This is a genomic window from Nonomuraea sp. NPDC001636 (assembly GCF_040298265.1).
In the GTDB taxonomy this organism is placed as follows: Bacteria; Actinomycetota; Actinomycetes; order Streptosporangiales; family Streptosporangiaceae; genus Nonomuraea.
Map to the genome: position 1 here is coordinate 167,360 of NZ_JBEOZT010000007.1, position 17,869 is coordinate 185,228.

Annotated in this window: 15 protein-coding genes; 9 read left to right on the forward strand and 6 right to left on the reverse strand. The window is 73.0% G+C overall.

What is annotated here, in order from left to right; translation table 11 throughout:
• Window positions 1-70: 70 nt before the first annotated feature.
• Both ABT158_RS16555 and ABT158_RS16560 read right to left on the reverse strand, forming a co-directional pair.
• On the reverse strand, window positions 71-1,747 hold the full coding sequence (locus ABT158_RS16555; protein ID WP_352353984.1) for an RICIN domain-containing protein: 1,677 nt from the start codon (window positions 1,745-1,747) through the stop codon (window positions 71-73).
• Window positions 1,748-1,955: 208 nt separating this feature from the next.
• Complete coding sequence (locus tag ABT158_RS16560; RefSeq protein WP_352353986.1) at window positions 1,956-3,110, reverse strand: ROK family transcriptional regulator; 1,155 nt, start codon at window positions 3,108-3,110, stop codon at window positions 1,956-1,958.
• 161 nt (window positions 3,111-3,271) lie between these two features.
• Here ABT158_RS16560 and ABT158_RS16565 point away from each other — a divergent pair, with 161 nt between their 5' ends.
• The 8 genes from ABT158_RS16565 to ABT158_RS16600 are packed head-to-tail and all read left to right on the forward strand — an operon-like array spanning window position 3,272 to window position 13,499.
• Complete coding sequence (locus tag ABT158_RS16565; RefSeq protein ID WP_352353988.1) at window positions 3,272-4,573, forward strand: glycoside hydrolase family 36 protein; 1,302 nt, start codon at window positions 3,272-3,274, stop codon at window positions 4,571-4,573.
• Complete coding sequence (locus ABT158_RS16570; protein ID WP_352353990.1) at window positions 4,570-5,499, forward strand: carbohydrate ABC transporter permease; 930 nt, start codon at window positions 4,570-4,572, stop codon at window positions 5,497-5,499. Before ABT158_RS16565 ends, ABT158_RS16570 begins: the two co-directional genes overlap by 4 nt.
• Window positions 5,500-5,506: 7 nt before the next feature.
• Complete coding sequence (locus tag ABT158_RS16575) at window positions 5,507-6,316, forward strand: carbohydrate ABC transporter permease (RefSeq protein ID WP_352353992.1); 810 nt, start codon at window positions 5,507-5,509, stop codon at window positions 6,314-6,316.
• 22 nt (window positions 6,317-6,338) lie between these two features.
• The gene (locus ABT158_RS16580; RefSeq protein WP_352353994.1) at window positions 6,339-7,640 is read left to right on the forward strand and encodes an ABC transporter substrate-binding protein; all 1,302 of its coding nucleotides are present in this window, start codon (window positions 6,339-6,341) and stop codon (window positions 7,638-7,640) included.
• A gap of 8 nt (window positions 7,641-7,648) precedes the next feature.
• On the forward strand, window positions 7,649-9,193 hold the full coding sequence (locus tag ABT158_RS16585; RefSeq protein ID WP_352353995.1) for an alkaline phosphatase D family protein: 1,545 nt from the start codon (window positions 7,649-7,651) through the stop codon (window positions 9,191-9,193).
• A 10-nt stretch (window positions 9,194-9,203) separates the two neighbouring features.
• Window positions 9,204-11,153, forward strand: a complete 1,950-nt coding sequence (locus tag ABT158_RS16590) for an NPCBM/NEW2 domain-containing protein (protein ID WP_352353997.1) — start codon at window positions 9,204-9,206, stop codon at window positions 11,151-11,153.
• A gap of 4 nt (window positions 11,154-11,157) precedes the next feature.
• On the forward strand, window positions 11,158-12,780 hold the full coding sequence (locus ABT158_RS16595; RefSeq protein ID WP_502911536.1) for a beta-N-acetylhexosaminidase: 1,623 nt from the start codon (window positions 11,158-11,160) through the stop codon (window positions 12,778-12,780).
• Complete coding sequence (locus ABT158_RS16600; protein ID WP_352353999.1) at window positions 12,777-13,499, forward strand: tyrosine-protein phosphatase; 723 nt, start codon at window positions 12,777-12,779, stop codon at window positions 13,497-13,499. The genes ABT158_RS16595 and ABT158_RS16600 overlap by 4 nt, the downstream gene beginning before the upstream one ends.
• A 16-nt stretch (window positions 13,500-13,515) precedes the next feature.
• Here the strand turns inward: ABT158_RS16600 and ABT158_RS16605 are convergent, their stop codons facing one another.
• A complete protein-coding gene (locus tag ABT158_RS16605; protein WP_352354001.1) occupies window positions 13,516-14,358 on the reverse strand; it encodes a PHP domain-containing protein in 843 nt (280 codons plus the stop codon).
• A 122-nt stretch (window positions 14,359-14,480) separates the two neighbouring features.
• On the opposite strand from ABT158_RS16605, the gene ABT158_RS16610 reads away from it, so the two are divergent.
• Window positions 14,481-15,122, forward strand: a complete 642-nt coding sequence (locus ABT158_RS16610; protein ID WP_352354003.1) for a TetR/AcrR family transcriptional regulator — start codon at window positions 14,481-14,483, stop codon at window positions 15,120-15,122.
• On the opposite strand, the gene ABT158_RS16615 is transcribed toward ABT158_RS16610, so the two are convergent.
• Genes ABT158_RS16615 through paaE form a run of 3 tightly spaced genes read right to left on the reverse strand, consistent with a single transcriptional unit; the run spans window position 15,110 to window position 17,868 of the window.
• On the reverse strand, window positions 15,110-15,988 hold the full coding sequence (locus ABT158_RS16615) for a 3-hydroxyacyl-CoA dehydrogenase family protein (RefSeq protein WP_352354005.1): 879 nt from the start codon (window positions 15,986-15,988) through the stop codon (window positions 15,110-15,112). The genes ABT158_RS16610 and ABT158_RS16615 overlap by 13 nt on opposite strands.
• On the reverse strand, window positions 15,985-16,725 hold the full coding sequence (locus ABT158_RS16620) for an enoyl-CoA hydratase/isomerase family protein (protein ID WP_352354007.1): 741 nt from the start codon (window positions 16,723-16,725) through the stop codon (window positions 15,985-15,987). Before ABT158_RS16620 ends, ABT158_RS16615 begins: the two co-directional genes overlap by 4 nt.
• Before the next feature lie 57 nt (window positions 16,726-16,782).
• Window positions 16,783-17,868: a 1,2-phenylacetyl-CoA epoxidase subunit PaaE gene (gene paaE / locus ABT158_RS16625; protein WP_352354009.1), complete on the reverse strand. Its 1,086-nt coding sequence runs from the start codon at window positions 17,866-17,868 to the stop codon at window positions 16,783-16,785.
• Between the last annotated feature and the right edge of the window lies 1 nt (window position 17,869).

A 17,869-nucleotide genomic window follows, 5' to 3' on the forward strand; every position in this document is an offset into this window, starting at 1 on the left:
CTCGTTTACCCCACCGGCGCGGCGAAGGCCCGGGACCCCGGCGCGGGTCCCGGGCCTCAGCGGTCGCCGGTCAGCCCGCCGGGACGACCGGGACGCCGCCGAAGGTCACCACCAGGCGGCCGTCCGCGGCGAAGGACCAGTTCAGGGCGCCGCCGTAGGCCGAGCAGCGGGAGCCGTTCGAGCCGGACCAGAACTGGTTGGACGCGTCCGCGGAGCCGACGATCTTGTCGTTGGCGCCGCTGCCGGAGCGGCACGAGGTGTTGTCGCGGAACACCGAGGTGCCGCCGTCGAAGGAGAAGTTGCGCTCGGCGTTGTCGATGGAGACGTTCCCGCTGATCGACATCGAGCCGAGGTTGCGGTTGTAGGTGAAGCCGTGCTTGCCGTTGCGGTAGGCGATGTTGCGCCGCACGACGTGGTCGACCTTGATGTCCTCGCCGCCCAGCTTGTAGCCGTTGCGGTCGCCGTTGCCGGCCTGGCTGCCGTCGCTGAGCGTGCCGTTGCCGTAGGCCAGGGAGTCCTCGACGGTGACCGGGCCGATCGGGCCGGTCTCGGTCTTGGTGTACAGGTCCCAGCCGTCGTCGATGTTGTTGCGGGACACCGCGTACCGGAAGACGTTGCCGGGGCCGACGGTCAGCTTGGCGGCGAAGCCGTCGGCGTCCTCGCCGTCGGAGTCGGCGTTGTCGTGCGAGACCGTGCTCAGGACGAGGTTGCCGGACGGCCACCGGCTCTGCGGCGTGTCGGAGGCGATCCGGGAGAGCTGCAGCCCGGTGTCGCGGTTGTACCGGGTCACCGACCGTTCGATGATGTTGCCGCTGCCGCCGACGAAGATGCCGTTGTCGCCGGCGCGCTCGACGGTGATGCCGTACAGGTGCCAGTACGAGCCGTTGACGGCGAGCCCGCGGTTGGCCGGGTCCTCGCTCTGGGCCGCGAAGTTCAGCACCGGCGTCTCGCCGGGGTAGGCCGACAACTTCTTGCGGGCCGCGGCGGTGCCGTCGTTGCCGGGGGCGATGGTGACCGTCTGGCTGAAGGCGTACGTGCCGCCGCGCAGGTAGATCGTGCCGCCCGGGGCGACGCGGGTGATGGCGGAGGTGAGCGTCGTCGGGTCGGACTGGGTGCCGGTCGCGCCGTCCCTGCCGGTCGGGGAGACGTACAGCGCGCCGGTGGGCGGCGGGACGGTTGGCGTGACAGTGGGCGTGACGGTGGGCGTCGGGGTGGGACTGGTGGTCGGTCCGCCGCCGACCGGCTTCAGGGTCCACTGCTTGGTGGCGGCCGAGTCGCAGGAGTTCTGCTGCAGCAGCGCGCCCGGCGCGGTGGAGTCGTCCTTGACGTTGAGGCACTTGCCGCCGCCCGCGTTGACGATCCGGTACGCGTCGCCGGCGGCGGTGAGCTGCCAGGTCTGGGAGGCGGCGCCCGTACAGGTCTCCTGCTGCACGGGCTTGCCCGCGCTGGTGGAGGCGTCGCGGACGCCGGCGCACTTCCCGCTGTGGGCGGCCTTGACCTGGAAGCCGCTCCCGGCGGCGGTGAGGGTGAAGACCTGCCCGGCGGCCTCGGCGCAGGCGTTCTGCGCGAGTTGCACGCCGTCGCCGGTGCTCTGCCCCGGCACGGTGGCGCACAGGCCGCTGCCGCCGTTGACCAGCGTGTAGTTCCCGCCGGCCGGGGCCGCCGACGCGGGCGTGTTCAGCACGGCGACCAGGCCGCCGGCGGTGAGCAGGCCGGTGGTCAGCACGACCGCCAGTCTCGTCGCCAAGGGTTGGTTCTTACGCACGTCCAGCTCCGTTTCGATGGAGGAGTGGAAGGGGGTGCCGCGCGAGCCTTGCCAACCGGTTGCAGTAACAGTGGCTTCGTGCCGAAGAAAGGTCAATACGTCCAGGTAAAACTGCAAACGATTCGAGCGTTGTGCCTGGTTGCGTGGTTATTTCTGCAACAACCGATTGCAGAAAACCTGCGAACAGCGGTCAGCGGGTGAGGGGCAGCGGCCCGCTCTCGGGGGTGAAGAGCTGCTCGTCGAGGTGGTCGACGGCGTAGTCGATCGCGCCCGCCACCACGCACTCGTCGCCCAGCGTGGACGCCCGCACCTCCGGCATGCGCATGCACCGCCGCTCCAGCCGTTCGCGCAGCGGCCCGAGCAGCACGTCCGCCGACCTGGAGAACCCGCCGCCCAGCACCACGACCTGCGGATCGAGGACCAGCACCATGGCGGCCGCGCCCACGGCCAGGTCGTCGAGAAAGCGCCCGACCGCCTCCAGCGCCACCGGGTCGCCGTTCCTGGCGGCGGCCAGCGTGTAGCCCGCCGCGTCCTCCGGCGGCGTGCCCCCGGGGACGGCCGCGCACGAGTTGAGGTGCTCGGGCGCGTCGAACCAGCGGGCCTCGGGCAGCATGGAGATCTCCCCGGCCGCCGCCCCGAACCCCCGGTGGACCCGGCCGCCGATGATCAGCCCGGCGCCCATGCGCCTGCCGACGTGCAGGAACACCACGTCCTTGGCGCCCTGGGCGACGCCGCGCCGGGTCTCGGCCATGGCGGCCAGGCGGCTGTCGTTCTCGATCAGCACCTGGCAGGGGAACATCTCGCGCAGCCGGCCCGCCAGGTCGAGGTCGCGCCAGGACGGGACGGCGGCCGAGTAGATGACCCGCCCCTCGATGTCGATGATGCCGATGGTGCCGACGGCGATCGTCCACAGGTCGGACACCGCGACGCGGCCGAGCGACAGGCAGCCGGAGACGGCCCGCTCGATCGCGGCCAGGCGCTCCTCCAGCGGCGCGTCCGGCAGCACCGGCTGGCGGGTCTCGGCCAGGATCTCGCCGTCGAGGTCGGACAGGGCGGCGCGGATGTTGTGGCCGCCCACGTCGACGCCGACCAGGTAGCCGCTGTCGGCGCGGAAGCGGTAGCGGCGGGCCGGCCGGCCCATCGAGCCGGGGCTCGGCGGCACCTCCTCCACCCAGCCCAGGTCCATCAGCTCGCCGGCGACCTCCTTCATGGACGGCCGCGACAACCCGGTGCGCTCGGCCAGCGCCGACAGGGTGAGCGGGCCGGCCCGGCGCAACGCCCGGATGGCGGTCAGCGAGTTGAGCTGTCGCAGCCGTGACAGGTCGCCGCCGCGTAGATCCGCCATCGCCGTCCTTAACGTAGGTCTCCTCTGTAAGCAGAGATTATGCCAGCGCCCGGCTCGACGGCGCACCACCCACGAACCCCTTCAAATTGGGCGTTGACCCTCCGAAACTGACGGTGCTACTAATGAAGCGCTCCTTCGTAAGTTGAGAGAGATGAGGTCTGATGTCATTCGTTGACGTCGGCGAGATCAGGTGCGACCAGGCCCGGACCCGGGTGTTCGAGCACGGCTGGCAGTCGTGGAGCCCCACCGGCGCCTACGGCCTCGGGGACCTTCCCCCCAGACCCGCCGACGAGACGATCCAGATCCTCTGCTACCGCCCCGGGACACCCGTCCCCGACGGCGTCTTCCAGGGGGAGGGGCTGCTGGCCGTCGAGACCGGCGACGGCGCGGTCGAGCTGTGGAGCGCGCCCGGACCGCTCCAGGTGCCCTCCGTCCGGGCCCGCCGGGAGGGCGACCGCCTGGTGATCTCCGCCGACGGCCCGGTACGCCACCACCGCGCCGAGGGCGACCTCGGCCGGGCCCTGCGCGGCTGGGCGGACGGCATGGCAGAACCCAGGGCGTTCCCCGCCGTCCCGCCCATGTGGTGCACCTGGTACGGCTACTGGGACAAGGTCACCGACGCCGACGTCCTGGAGAACCTGGCGCTGGCCGACCGGCACGGCCTGACCGCCGACATGTTCCTCGTCGACGACGGCTACGAGGCCGGCATCGGCGACTGGCTGGACCCCAGGCCCGGCTTCGGCTCCCTCGCCCGCGCCCTGGACGCCGTCACCGGCTCCGGCCGCCGCGCCGGCATCTGGACCGCCCCCTTCCTCGTCGGCCACGACAGCCGCCTGTTCCACGAGCACCCCGACTGGCTGGTGGACGGCGCGTACGCGGGCCGCATGTGGAACCAGGACCTCGCCGTCCTCGACGTCACCCATCCCGGCGCGGCCGAGCACCTGGTCCACGTGTTCGCCGCCTTCGCCGCCATGGGCGTCACCCACTTCAAGCTCGACTACCTCTACGCCGGCGCCCTGGCCGGCCGCCGCCACGAGGACCTCGACCCGATCGCGGCCTACCGGCGCGGGCTGGAGCTCGTGCGGCGCGGCGCGGGCCCCGAGGCCACCCTGCACGGCTGCGGCGCGCCCATGCTGCCCAGCATCGGGCTGGTCGACATCATGCGGGTCAGCCCCGACATCGCGCCCACCCTGCACCCCCGGTCGGGCGACATCAGCCAGCCCTCCCAGCTCGGCGCCCGGCTGACCGGCGCGGCCCGCGAGTTCCTGCACGCCCGCTGGTGGGTCAACGACCCCGACTGCCTCATCGTGCGGCCCGAGGTGGAGGCCCGGCAGGAGTGGGCGGCGCACATCGAGGGCACCGGCGGCCTGCGCGGCTCCAGCGACCCGATCGCCGCCCTCGACGACTGGGGGCTGGAGACCACCCGCCGCCTGCTGGTCCCCACCGCCACGGACCCGTCGTGATCGCCGAGACCGTCCGGGCGGCCGCCGAGCGGGCCCCGCGGCGGCCGCCGCGCAGGCGCACCCGCGACTGGCACGCCTACCTGTTCGTCGGGCCCAGCCTGTTCGGGGTGGTGGCGTTCCTGCTGCTGCCGGTTGTCATCGTCCTGGTGCTCAGCTTCTTCGACTGGGAGCTGCTGTCGGAGCCCACGTTCGCCGGGCTGGACAACTACCGCCGGCTGGCCGCCGACGGCGAGACCTGGCACGCCCTGGGCGTCACCCTCCTGTACGTCGTCCTGTGCATCCCGTTGCAGACCGTGCTGGCCCTGGTGCTGGCGCTGCTGCTGGACCGCAAGGTCAAGGGCCTGCGGCTGTACCGCTCGTTGTACCTGATCCCGTGGATGGCCACCCCGATCGTCCTCGGCCTGGTCTGGAACTGGATCTTCGACCCGCGCGACGGCGCGCTCAACAGCCTGCTCGGCCTGGCCGGCCTCACCGGCCCCGACTGGCTGTCCGACCCCGCCTGGGCGCTGCCCGCGATCGCGCTGGTCAACGTCTGGCAGCACACCGGCTACACCATGCTGTTCTTCCTGGCCGGCCTCCAGGGCATCCCCAAGGAGCTGTACGACGCCGCCGCCACCGACGGCGCCACCCCCGCCCAGCGGTTCTGGCGCATCACGCTGCCGCTGCTCAACCCCACGATGTTCTTCGTCATGGTGACCAACCTGATCGGCGCCTTCCAGGTGTTCGACACCGTCTACGTCATGACGAACGGGGGCCCCAGCCAGAGCACCGAAGTGCTCAACTTCCGCATCTACGAGACGGCGTTCAAGCAGTTCGACTTCGGCTACGCCTCGACCCTGTCGATGGTGCTGTTCGGGGTCATCCTGCTGGTGACGCTGGCGCAGGTCAGGTTCTTCGGCAAGCGCACCACCTACGACCTGAGCTGAGGCCCCCATGATCAAGCGCACCCTGCTCCACGTCGTGCTCGCGGCCGGCGCGTTCGTCTCCGTCTTCCCGTACCTGCTGGTCGTGCTGACCGCGTTCAAGACGCAGTCGCAGCTCAGCTCCACCGAGCCGTGGCTGCCCGGCCTGCCGCCGACCACCGCCAACCTGACCCGGCTGCTGAGCGGCGACTTCCCCCGGTACGTGCTCAACACCCTGCTGATGACGGTCGTGCTCACCCTCGGGCAGCTCGTCTTCACCACCTTCGCCGCCTACGCCTTCGCGCGGCTGCGCTTCCGCGGCAGGGAGGCCCTGTTCTGGCTGTACGTCGCCACCATGATGGTGCCGGGCGCGGTCACGATGATCCCCCTGTTCCTCATCATGCGCGAGCTCGGCCTGGTCAACACCTGGTACGGCCTGCTCATCCCGTACGTCCTGGGCACCCCGTACGGCATCTTCCTGATGCGCCAGTTCTTCAAGTCCCTGCCCGCCGGGCTGGAGGAGGCCGCCCGGATCGACGGGGCCGGGGCGATGACCGTCCTGCTGCGCATCCTGCTGCCGCTGTGCCGCCCGGCGCTCGGCACCCTGACGATCATCACCGTGATCTCGTCGTGGAACAGCTTCATCTGGCCGCTGATCATCACCAGCGGCGACGAGACCAGGGTGATGACGGTGGCGCTCGCCACCCTCAAGGTCGGCATCGGCGTCGACTACAACCTGATGATGGCCGGCGGGCTGATCGCGCTCGTGCCGATGGTGGCCGTCTTCGTCTTCTTCCAAAGGCACATCGTCCGGTCGGTGGTCCTCACCGGCCTCAAGTAGCACACGAACAAGAGGTCAGCGAATGTTGCAATCCCCCCCGATTCGCTGGGCCGGGGCGCTGCTCTGCGCCGCCACGCTCATCCTGTCCGGCTGCGGGTCGGGCTCCGGAGACTCCGGCAAGGTCACGCTCACCTACCGGCTCTGGGACGACCAGCAGAAGGTCGGCTACGAGAAGGTGATGGCCGCCTTCGAGAAGGCCAACCCGGGCATCGACGTCAAGATAGAACTGCTGCCCTACGACCAGTACTGGACCAAGCTCACCGCCGACGCCGTCGCCGGCACCGCGCCGGACGTCTTCTGGATGAGCCCCACCCAGTTCCCCGAGTTCGTCACCAAGGGCGTGCTGGCGCCCGTCCAGGTGGACGGCTCCAAGTACCACCAGACCGTGGTCGGCTCGTTCACCTACCAGGGCAAGCTGTACGGCGTGCCGAAGGACTGGGGGATCGTCGGCCTGCTCTACAACAAGGACCTGTTCGCCAAGGCCGGCGTGACCATGCCGGACAAGCTCACCTGGGCGGCCGACGGCTCCGGCACCCTGCTCGACACGGCCCGCAAGCTCACCGTGGACGAGGCCGGCAAGCACCCCGGCGAGCCCGGCTTCGACCCCGCCAAGGTCACCACGTACGGCTTCGCCTCCTGGAACCACTACCAGACGCAGTGGATGAACTGGGTCAGCTCCAACGGCGGCAAGCTGCTGGACAAGCCCTTCGGCACCTACACCTTCAACGACGCCGCCTCCGTCCAGGGGCTGCAGTTCGGCGTGGACCTGGTCAACAAGCACCACGTCTCGCCGCCGGCCACCCAGACCAACCCGCCCACCGGCAAGGTCACCGACATGTTCAAGGCCGGGAAGGTCGCCATGTTCCCGGCGAACAACGCGCTGCTGCCGTTCGTCGCGCCGGAGGCCAACTTCGAGATCGGCGTCGCCGCCATGCCCGAGGGCCCGCAGGGCCGTTCGGTGAACCTCAACGGCCTGTCCGAGGCCGTCTCCGCCAAGAGCGCCCACCCGGCCGAGGCGATGAAGCTGGCCACCTGGCTCGGCACCGAGGAGCCGCAGAAGATGATGGCCGACGGCGGCTACGTCTTCCCCGCGCTCAACGGCCTGTCGCAGGGCTACGTCGACTACTGGAAGTCCAAGAAGCTCGACGTCTCGCCGTTCCAGGAGGAGTCGGAGGGCCAGACCTTCCCGCTGCCGGTCACCACCGGCTTCACCGGCTTCGAGAACAAGCTCAACCAGATCCTCAACGAGATGTACCTCGGCAAGCTCACCCCCCAGCAGGCCGCCGACCAGGCCGTGGCCGCCGGCAACGCCTCCGTCGAGTAGGAGCTCCATTGATCACCCGGCGATCGTTGTTCGCCGGGGGCGCGAGCCTGGGCCTCGCCGCCGCACTGGGTGCCTCACCCGTGCGCGCGGCGGCCCGGCGTGCCCCCCTGTCCGACCCGTTCCAGCTCGGCGTCGCCTCCGGCGAGCCCACGCCGGACGGCGTCGTCCTCTGGACCCGGCTCGCCATGGACCCGGTCGCGCTCGACGGGCTCGGCGGCATGCCGGACCGCGTCGTGCCGGTGCACTGGCAGCTCGCCTTCGACGAGAACTTCCGCCACGTCGTGCGCCAGGGCGTCGAGCAGGCCCGCCGCGAGTCGGCCCACAGCGTGCACGTCGAGCTGGACGGCCTGCGCCCGGGCGCCGAGTACTTCTACCGCTTCCGCGCCGAGGGCGAGATCAGCGAGGTCGGCCGCACCCTGACCGCCCCCGCCCCCGGCACCCGCTCCCGCCCCCTGAACCTGTCCTTCACCTCCTGCGCCGACTACCAGACCGGCTGGTTCACCCCCTACCGCCGGATGGCCGAGGACCACCCCGACCTCATCGCCTTCCTCGGCGACTACATCTACGAGTACGGCGACTACAAGTACCCCGTCCGCGACCAGGCCGGCGGCGAATGCCTCGACCTGGCCGGATACCGGCTGCGGCACGCCCAGCACAAGGCCGACCCCGAGTCCCGGCTGGCCCACGCGATCGCCCCCTGGGTGGTCGTGTGGGACGACCACGACATCGAGAACGCCTGGGCCGGCGACGTGCCCGAGCAGCCTGACCCGCCCTTCCTCGCCCGCCGGGCGGCGGCCTTCCAGGCGTACTACGAGAACATGCCGCTGCGCCGCGCCCAGCGCCCCGACGGCCCCGCCCTGCGGCTCTACCGCACGATCCGCTGGGGCGCGGTCGCCAACCTGCACATGCTCGACACCCGCCAGTACCGCGACCTGTACGCCTGCACCGGCAAGAGCGGCACGGTCGGCGCCGACTGCGCCGAGCGGCTGGCCCCCAACCGCACGATGCTCGGCGCCGCGCAGGAGTCCTGGCTCGACGGGCAGCTCAAGGACTCCCAGGCCACCTGGGACCTGCTCGGCCAGCAGGTCTTCCTCATGGAGATGGACTGGACCAACGGCGAGGGCAAGGGCTACTCCAACGAGGGCTGGGACGGCTACGTCGCCTCCCGCAACCGGCTGACCGCCGCCATCGACGACCACCGGCGCAACGCGGTCGTCCTCACCGGCGACGTGCACTCCCACTGGGCCGGGGAGGTCAAGCGCGACTACCAGGACCCCGAGTCGAAGTCCGTCGCGGTCGAGCTGGTCACCACGTCGGTCACCAGCGCCGGCAACGGCCTCGACGAGTACCCCAACACCCAGACCCTGCTCGCCGAGAACCCGCACGTGAAGTTCTTCAACGGCCGCCGCGGCTACGTCCGCGCCAAGCTCACCCAGCAGGAGATGAAGGTCGACTTCCGCTCGCTGTCCCGGGTGACCGAGCCGTACGCGCCCGCCTACACCTCCGGCTCGTTCGTCGTCGAGCCGGGCGACCCGAGCCTCCACCCAGCCTGACGGGATCCCCATGCGCACGATCACGGCCGCCGCCGCGGCGGCCCTCCTCACCCTGCCCTTCGCGCCCTTACCCGGTTCCACGGCGTCCGCGGCGGCCGTCGCGGCGCCCCCGATGGGCTGGAGCAGCCGCTCCCTGGGCTGCTCGGTCTCCGAGGCGGCCGTCCGCCAGGCCGCCGGCGCCCTCGCCCCGCTCGCGCCGCTCGGCTACCGGTACGTCGTCCTCGACGACTGCTGGCTGGCCGCCCAGCGCAGCGGCGGCGCCCTGGCCCCCGACCCGGCCCGCTTCCCGGGCGGCGTCAAGGCGCTGGCCGACGAGCTGCACGCCAAGGGGCTCAAGCTCGGCCTGAGCCTGTCGGCCGGCGCCAAGGCGTGCTCCGGCGGCGGCCCCGGCTCCTACAAGCAGGAGGCCGCCGACGCCGCCCAGCTCAGGGGCTGGGGCGCCGACTACGTCAAGTACGACTGGTGCAACGTCCCCACGGCCGACTTCCCCGGCCAGAACGTGCAGCAGATCGCCCAGACCCTCTACCCGCGCATGCGCCAGGCCCTCGGCGACGACGTGGTGTTCGCCATGAACAACGAGGACGGCAGCACCGTGCCCTGGTTGTGGGGCAAGGACGCCGGCGCCGCCACCTGGCGGACGAACGTCTACAACAAGCCCATCCCCGACAGCTACCCCAGCATGGTCGACATCTGGGAGACCAACCAGCTCAGAGCCGAGTACGCCGGGCCGGGCAGCTGGGCCGACCCCGACCTGATCCAGGCCGGGCGCGGCGGGATGACCGAGACCGAGTACCGCGCCCAGTTCACGCTGTGGGCCATGGGGGCCGCGCCGCTCGTCCTGCAGGTCGATCCGGCCAAGGCGCCGGCGGCCGTCGTCGCCAACCCCAAGGTGATCGCGGTGGACCAGGACCGGCTGGGCGCGCACGGCCGGCTCGTCGCCTCCGACGGCTGGTACCACGTCCTGGCCAAGCCCCTGGACGGCGGCGACCGGGCGATCGCGCTGTTCAACGAGAGCGACCGGGCGGCGGTGATCTCCACCCGGCTCGGCGCGGGCTCCCGCCACCGGGTCGAGGAGCTGTGGTCCGGCGCGGTCAGCTCGGCGAAGGACGTGCTGTCGGCCCAGGTCCCGGCGCACGCGGCGGTGCTCTACCGGGTCTCGGAGAGCCGGGAGCAGGCGCCGCCGCTGGTGACCTTCGAGGCCGACCCGCCGCGCTTCCTCGGCGAGGACCGGCCCTCGGTGCTGGAGCCCGGCGTGCCCGGCGAGCTGGTCACCCGCGTCACCAACACCGGGGCCACCGCCCCGCTGCGGGACGTCGAGGTCAAGGCGTCCGCGCCGGACGGCTGGCGCGCCGAGGCCCGCACGCCGGCCAGGACCGCCCGGCTCGGCGCGGCCGGGACGTTCACCGTGACCTGGACGGTCACCCCGCCCGCGGACGCCGCGCCCGGCACCTACGAGGTCGCCTTCACCCAGGGCGACCGGCGCGCCGTCGCCGTCGTCATCGTGGCCAGGGCGCCCGGCACGGGCCGCACCTACCTGAGCGACCTGGCCTGGACCAGGGCCACGAACTACTTCGGCCCGGTCGAGAAGGACACCAGCAACGGCGAGCGGGCCGCCGGCGACGGCCGTCCGATCACCGTCGAGGGCGTCCGGTACGCCAAGGGCCTGGGCACGCACGCCCCCGCCGACATCGAGTTCCACACCGCCGGCCGGTGCACGACGGTCGAGTTCCAGGCCGGCATCGACGACGAGGTCGGCCAGGCCGGATCGGCCGACTTCGAGGTGTGGGCCGACGGCGGCCGGGTCGCGCACTCCGGCGTGCTGACCGGCGCCATGCCCGCCAGGAAGGTCACGGCGTCCGTCGCGGGCGCCCGGTTCGTCCGGCTGGTCGCGACCAACGGCGGCGACAACGCCACCTCCGACCACGCCGACTTCGCCGACGCCACCGTCACCTGTCAGTGAGGAGATGCACTTGAAGATCGTTCCCAGGCCCGTCAGCCACGGGACCAGGCGCGGGAGGTTCGTCCTCGACGGGCGTACGGCGCTCACCGCCGACCCGGCGCTCGCCGGGGTGGCCGCCTGGCTGCGCGCCGAGCTCAGCCAGGTCACCGGAGGTGAGCTGCTGCCCGGCACGCCGGGCCCGGGGACGATCACCCTGGGGCTGGGCGACGGCCTCGGCCCGGAGGCGTACCGGCTGAGCGTGGGCGACGACGGCGTCGCCATCGACGCGGGCGGGCCCGCCGGGGCCTTCTACGGCGCGCAGACCTTCCGCCAGCTCCTGCCCGCCGCCGCCTACCGCCGGTCGCCGGCCGCCGAGCCCCTGGTCGCGCCGGGCGTGCACATCGAGGACGAGCCGCGCTTCGGCTGGCGCGGCTGCCTCCTCGACGTCGCCCGGCATTTCATGACCAAACACGACCTGCTGCGGTTCATCGACCTGATGGCCCTGCACAAGCTCAACGTCCTGCACCTGCATCTCACCGACGACCAGGGCTGGCGCGTCGAGATCAGGCGGTACCCGCGCCTGACCGAGGTCGGCGCGTGGCGGCGGGAGAGCCAGACCGGCTGGAACGGCGCCATGGACGGCCGCCCCCACGGCGGCTACTACACCCAGGACGACATCAGGGAGATCGTCGCCTACGCCGCCGCCCGGCACGTCTCCGTCGTGCCGGAGATCGACCTGCCCGGCCACACCCAGGCCGCCATCGCCGCCCACCCCGAGCTGGGCAACCTCGGCACGCCGCTGGAGGTCCGCACGACCTGGGGCATCGGCCGGAACGTGCTCAACGCCGAGGACGCCACCATCGCCTTCTTCAAGAACGTGCTCGACGAGGTGCTGGAGCTGTTCCCCAGCCCGTACGTGTGCGTGGGCGGCGACGAGTGCCGCAAGGAGCAGTGGCGGGAGAGCCCGTCCGCCCAGCGCCGGATCAGGGAGCTGGGCCTGCGCGACGAGGAGGAGCTGCAGAGCTGGTTCATCCACCAGTTCGACGACTTCCTGGCCGCCCGGGGACGCCGCCTGGTCGGCTGGGACGAGATCCTGGAGGGCGGGCTGGCGCCCGGGGCGGTGGTGGCGTCCTGGCGTGGCGACCTCGGGGCGGTGGCCGCCGCCCGGCGCGGGCACGACGTCATCAACTGCTCCAACACCCAGGTCTACTTCGATTACCGCCAGGGGCCGGGCGAGGACGAGCCGGTGCCGTTCGGGACCGTGCTCGCCCTGGAGGACGTCTACGCCTTCGAGCCCGTGCCCGCGCAGCTGCGCGACGACCCGGCGGCGGAACGGGTGCTCGGCGCGCAGTGCCAGGTCTGGACGGAGCTGATCGACTCCAACCGGCGGGTGGACTACATGGTCTTCCCCCGGCTGGCGGCCTTCGCCGAGACCGTCTGGGGGCCGCCCGGTCGCGACCTGGCGGACTTCCGCGCGCGGCTGGCGGGCCATCTGCCGCGGCTGGCGGCGATCGGGGTGGAGTACCGGCCGGAGTCGGGGCCGCTGCCCTGGCAGACCAGGCCCGGCGTGCCCGGACGGCCGGAGGACCCGAAGGAGTGGCAGGCCACCATCGACGCCTGGACCAGCAACCTGCGAGATCTCGCGTGACGCCCGCGGAGCCGCCGTCGGGCGGCCGGGTGCTGAGCTGGCCGGGCTGCGCGAACGTGCGCGACCTCGGCGGCCTGCCGACCGAGGACGGCGGGCGCATCCGGTGGGGCGCGCTGGTGCGGGGCGACCGTCCGAGGAGCACGGCCGTCCCGGCGCTGCGGGCGCACGGGATCCGGCTCGTCGCCGACCTCCGGCTGGCCGCCGAGTGCCGGGCCGACCCCGGTCCCGACGTGCCGGGCCGCCGCCACCTGCCCGTGCTGCGGGACGAGGACACCGTCCTGGAGGCGCTGGACGACACCCTGCCCGGCATCTACCGGGTGATCCTCGACCGGGGCGCCGCCCGGTTCGCCGCCGTCCTGTCGGCCGTCGCGCACGCGCCGGACGGAGGCGTCCTGCTGCACTGCCACTCCGGCAAGGACAGAACCGGGCTGGCGGTCGCGCTGGCCCTCTCGCTGGCCGGCGTCTCCCGGCGGGAGATCGCCGCCGACTACGCCATGACGGCCGTCTGCCTGCGCCTCGACGAGCACCTGGCCGCCCTGGACGGCGACTCTGGGCGAGCCAGGGCGCTGCGCCTGTTCGCCGAGGTCACCGCGGACACCATGCTGGCCGCCCTGGCCCACCTGGACGACCGGCACGGCGGCGCGCAGGCGTACCTGCTGGCCGGCGGCCTGCCACCGGACGACCTGGCCCTGCTCCGCGCCCGCCTGGTGGACCGCTAGGAGGCCCGGGCGGCGGTCAGCCCGTACGGCCCCAGAAGTCGTACGGGTCCCGGCCCGGGCGGAAGCCGTGCGCCCGGGCCAGCTCCGCCGCCTCCCGGAACCGGCGCGCGACGACGAACGGCTCGTGGGCGTCGCTGCCGAACGTCACGGCCTGCCCGCCCTCCTCCCGCCACCACCCGAGCAGCGTCGCGTGCAGCGGCAGGACCGTGTTGATCTCCAGCGCCTGGCCCGACCCGGCGGTCGCCCGCAGCGCGTGCCGGAACTCCTCCTCGAAGCCGGCCGGGTCGAACGGCCCGGCCGCCCGCGGCCAGTAGCGCACCGGGTAGTCGACGTGAGCCAGCACGGAGAACACGTCGCTGCCCGCGACCAGCTCGGGGATCTCGGCCAGGTAGTCCCGGACCACCTGGGCGGCGGCGCCGCGGGCGTACAGGCCGGGCGGCTCGCAGAACCCGTCGCCGGCGGGCAGGCTGTGCAGGGAGCCGAGCACCCGGTCGAACCGGCCGGCGGCGAGCACGCGGGCGACCTCCCCGGCGTGCCGGTGCGGCTCGCCCAGCTCCAGGCCGCTCAGGACGCGCAGCTCCGGGAAACGCTCGCGGCACCGCTCGACCGCCTCCAGGTAGCCGGCGGCGTCGAAGGCCGGGGGAGTGAGGCGCCCGTCCGGCGTCGTCAGCGCGAGCAGGTGGTCGTGGCCGTCGAGGGCGCCGGGATCGACCGTCCAGACCGTGTGGTCGACGTGCTCGGTGAAGGCGATGGCGGGCAGGCCGAGCTCCACCGCCCGCGCGCAGGAACGCTCCATGTCGCCCTTCGGGGCGTCCCAGGACCATTCGCTGTGCACATGGCTGTCGGCGGGCAACGTCATGGGGCTCACTCCTCGGGGGGTCGGAGAAGATCGTCACGACTGTACCCCGGGAGCGCCCCGGCGTCCCAGGGGTGTGGCCGCCTCGGGGAAGAGGTCTGATCTGCCGTGAGATGCTGGCTTCCGTGACGACCGAGCCCGCCGGGCCCGCCCCGCGCCGCGGGCGCGGCCGACCCGGCTACGACCAGGCCGCGATCCTGCGCGCCGCGGTGGAGCTGTTCAACCGCAGGGGATACGACGCCACCAGCATGGGAGACCTGGCCAAGGAGCTCGGCCTGACCAAGCCGGCCATCTACCACCACGTCACGGGCAAGGAGCAACTGCTCGGCCAGGCCCTCGACGACGCCCTCGACGAGCTCACCGCCGCCGTCACCGCCGCCACCCGCGACGCCGCCGGCCGCACGGCCTACGAACGGCTGCGCGAGGTCGTGCGGCGCAGCGTCGAGGTGCTGGTCGCCCACCAGCCGAGCGTCACGCTCCTGCTGCGGGTGCGCGGCAACAGCCCGGTCGAGCTGGCCGCGCTCGAACGCCGCCGCTGGCTCGACGACCGCCTCGCCGAGCTGGTCGCCGACGCCGTCGCCGAGGGCGCGCTGCGCGACGACGTGCCGCCCGCGCTGGTCAGCCGGCTGCTGTTCGGCATGGTCAACTCGCTGGTGGAGTGGTACCGCCCCGACGGCGCCTACGACCGGGCGATGGTCGCCGACGCCGTCACCGCGATCGCCTTCGACGGCCTGGCCGGGCCCGCGCCCGGGGCTCACCAGGCGTAGAACCCCTGGCCCGTCTTGCGGCCGAGATGCCCGGCGGCCACCAGGTCGCGCAGGATCCGCGGCGGCTCGAACCGCGGGCCGAGCTCGCGGGCCAGGTGCTCGGCGATCGCGAGCCGCACGTCCAGGCCCACCACGTCGGTGGTGCGCAGCGGGCCCATGGGGTGGCGGTAGCCGAGGGTCATGGCCGTGTCGATGTCGGCCGCGCTCGCCACGCCCTCCTCCAGCATCCGCATCGCCTCCAGGGCCAGGCAGACGCCGAGCCGGCTGCTGGCGAAGCCCGGCGTGTCGGCCACCGTGACCGGCGTCCTGCCGAGCGCCCGCGTCCACTCCTGGGCCCGTTCGACCAGCTCGGGGGCCGTCCGCGGGCCGACGACGACCTCGATGAGGTCGCTGACCGGGACGGGGTTGAAGAAGTGCAGCCCGATGAAGCGCTCCGGCGCGGCCAGGCCGGCCGCGAGCCCGCCGATCGACAGGCTGCTGGTGTTCGTGGCCAGCACCGCGCCCGGCGCCTGCCGCTCGACCAGGGCGAACACCTGGGCCTTGAGCGCCGCGTCCTCCGGCACCGCCTCCACGACCAGCTCGCACGGGGCCAGCTCGGCCGGGTCGGCCGTCGTGCGCAGCCGGGACAGGACGTCCTGGAGCGGGCCGCCCAGCCTGCCCTTCTCCGCGGCCTTGGCCAGGCTGCCGGTCACCCGTTCCAGGGCCTGGGCGGCGGCCCGCGAATCGCTCTCCACGACGACGACCCGGCTGCCGGCGGCCAGGAAGGCGTGCGCGATGCCCGATCCCATCCGCCCGCCGCCGAAGACGCCGACGACGTGCGGCAGTGTCGCTGGGGACGTCGCTGGGGACGTCGACGGGGACGTCATGAGCGCCGCTCCTTCCGCCGGTCGAGGAACGCCGTCATGCGCGCGTGCTTCTCCTCGGTCTCGAACAGGACCGCCTGGGCCAGGTCGTCCACGAACGGGTGCGCGGCGCGCGGGGCGTGGAAGACGGCCTTGGTCAGCCGGGTGGCCAGCGGCGCCCGCGCCGCGATGCGGTCGGCGAGCCGGTGACCGGCGGCGAGCAGGTCCTCCGGGTCCACGACGTCGTTGAGCAGGTGCACCGCCCGCGCCTCCTCGGCCGTCAGCACCCGGCCGGCGAGCAGGATCTCCTTGGCCAGCGGCTCCCCGACCAGCTCGGCCAGCCGCCAGGCGGCCCCGGCGGCGGCCAGGATGCCGAGGTCGGTCTCCGGGTTGCCGATCCGGGTGCGCGGCGTGCCGATCCGGAAGTCGCAGGCGTAGGCCAGCTCGGCCCCACCGCCCAGGGCGTAACCGTCCACGAGGGCAATGGTCGGCATGGGCAGCCGGTGGATCCGGTCGAAGATCCTGGAGTTGATGCCCCGCAGCGCGTCGTCCCGGTCCCTGTCGCGGAGCTGGGCGATGTCCGCCCCGGCGGCGAAGGTCGTGCCCTCGCCGGTGAGCAGCACGACGCGCGGCTCGTCCTCGACGGCGGCGCACGCCTCGTGCAGCGCGGCGACCAGCTCCCGGTCGATCGCGTTGCGCACCTGCGGCCGGTTGAGCCGCCACACCACCCGGTCGGCGCCCTCCTCGACGATGAGGGTCATGGGCGCTCCGCCTGGGGAGCGCGGGCTTTCGTCACGGATAACTCCTCTGCGTCGGGGTCAGGCGTCGTAGTCCACGGTGACACGGTCGCCGGCCGGGAACGTCTGGCAGGTGAGCACGAAACCGGCGTCCACCTCGGCCGGTTCGAGCGCGTAGTTGCGGCGCATGTCCGCCGCGCCCTCGCGGACCACCGCCCGGCAGGTGCCGCAGACCCCGCCCCGGCAGGCGAACGGCAGGTCCGAGCGGGTCTGCTGGGCGCCGTCGAGCAGGGTGGACTCGCGCGAGACGGTGGCGGTCGTGCGCCTTCCGTCGAGCACCGTCGTCAGCACGGTCGTCGCGCCGGCCGGCACGCCCTCGGGCCGTCTTGGCTGAGGCGGGGGAGCGTCGACGTAGAAGAGCTCGACGTGCACCTTCGCCGCCGCGACGCCGAGCTCGGCGAGCACCCGGCGGGCGTCCTCCACCATGGCGAGCGGCCCGCACAGCCAGACGTGGTCGAACGTCTCGATCGGCACCAGCTCGGTGAACAGCCGCCGCAGCCGGTCGCCGTCCAGCCGGCCGGAGAACAGCTCGACGTCGCGCGGCTCCCGGGAGAGCACGTGGACGAGCTGGAAGCGGGGGCCGTACCGGTTCTTCAGGTCGCCGAGCTCCTCGGCGAACATCACGGTGCGGCTGCTGCGGTTGCCGTACAGCAGCGACACCCGCGCGCCGGGATGGGTGAGCACCGTCGAGGCGACCGACATCATCGGGGTGATGCCCGACCCGGCCGCCACGCACAGGTGCCGCTCGCCCGCGCCTGGGTCGGCCTGCCAGGAGCCGGTGGGGGTCTGCACCTCGATCCGCGTGCCCGGCCGCACCTCGCGGACGAGCCAGGAGGAGAAGAGCCCGTCCGGGATCTCCCGGACGCCGATGCGCGGCGCGTCCCCGGCCGGGGCGCAGATCGAGTACGACCGCCGCTCCTCCCGCCCGTCCACGAAGCGGCGCAGGGTGAGCGACTGGCCCGCGCGGAAGGCGTACGCCTCGCGCAGCTCGCCGGGCACGGCGAAGGTGATCGCGGCGGCGTCCTCGCACAGGTGGTCGACCGCCGCCACGGTCAGCTCGTGGAAGGCGGCGTGCGCCCGGGCCGGCGCGGGCGCGAGCGTGGTCATC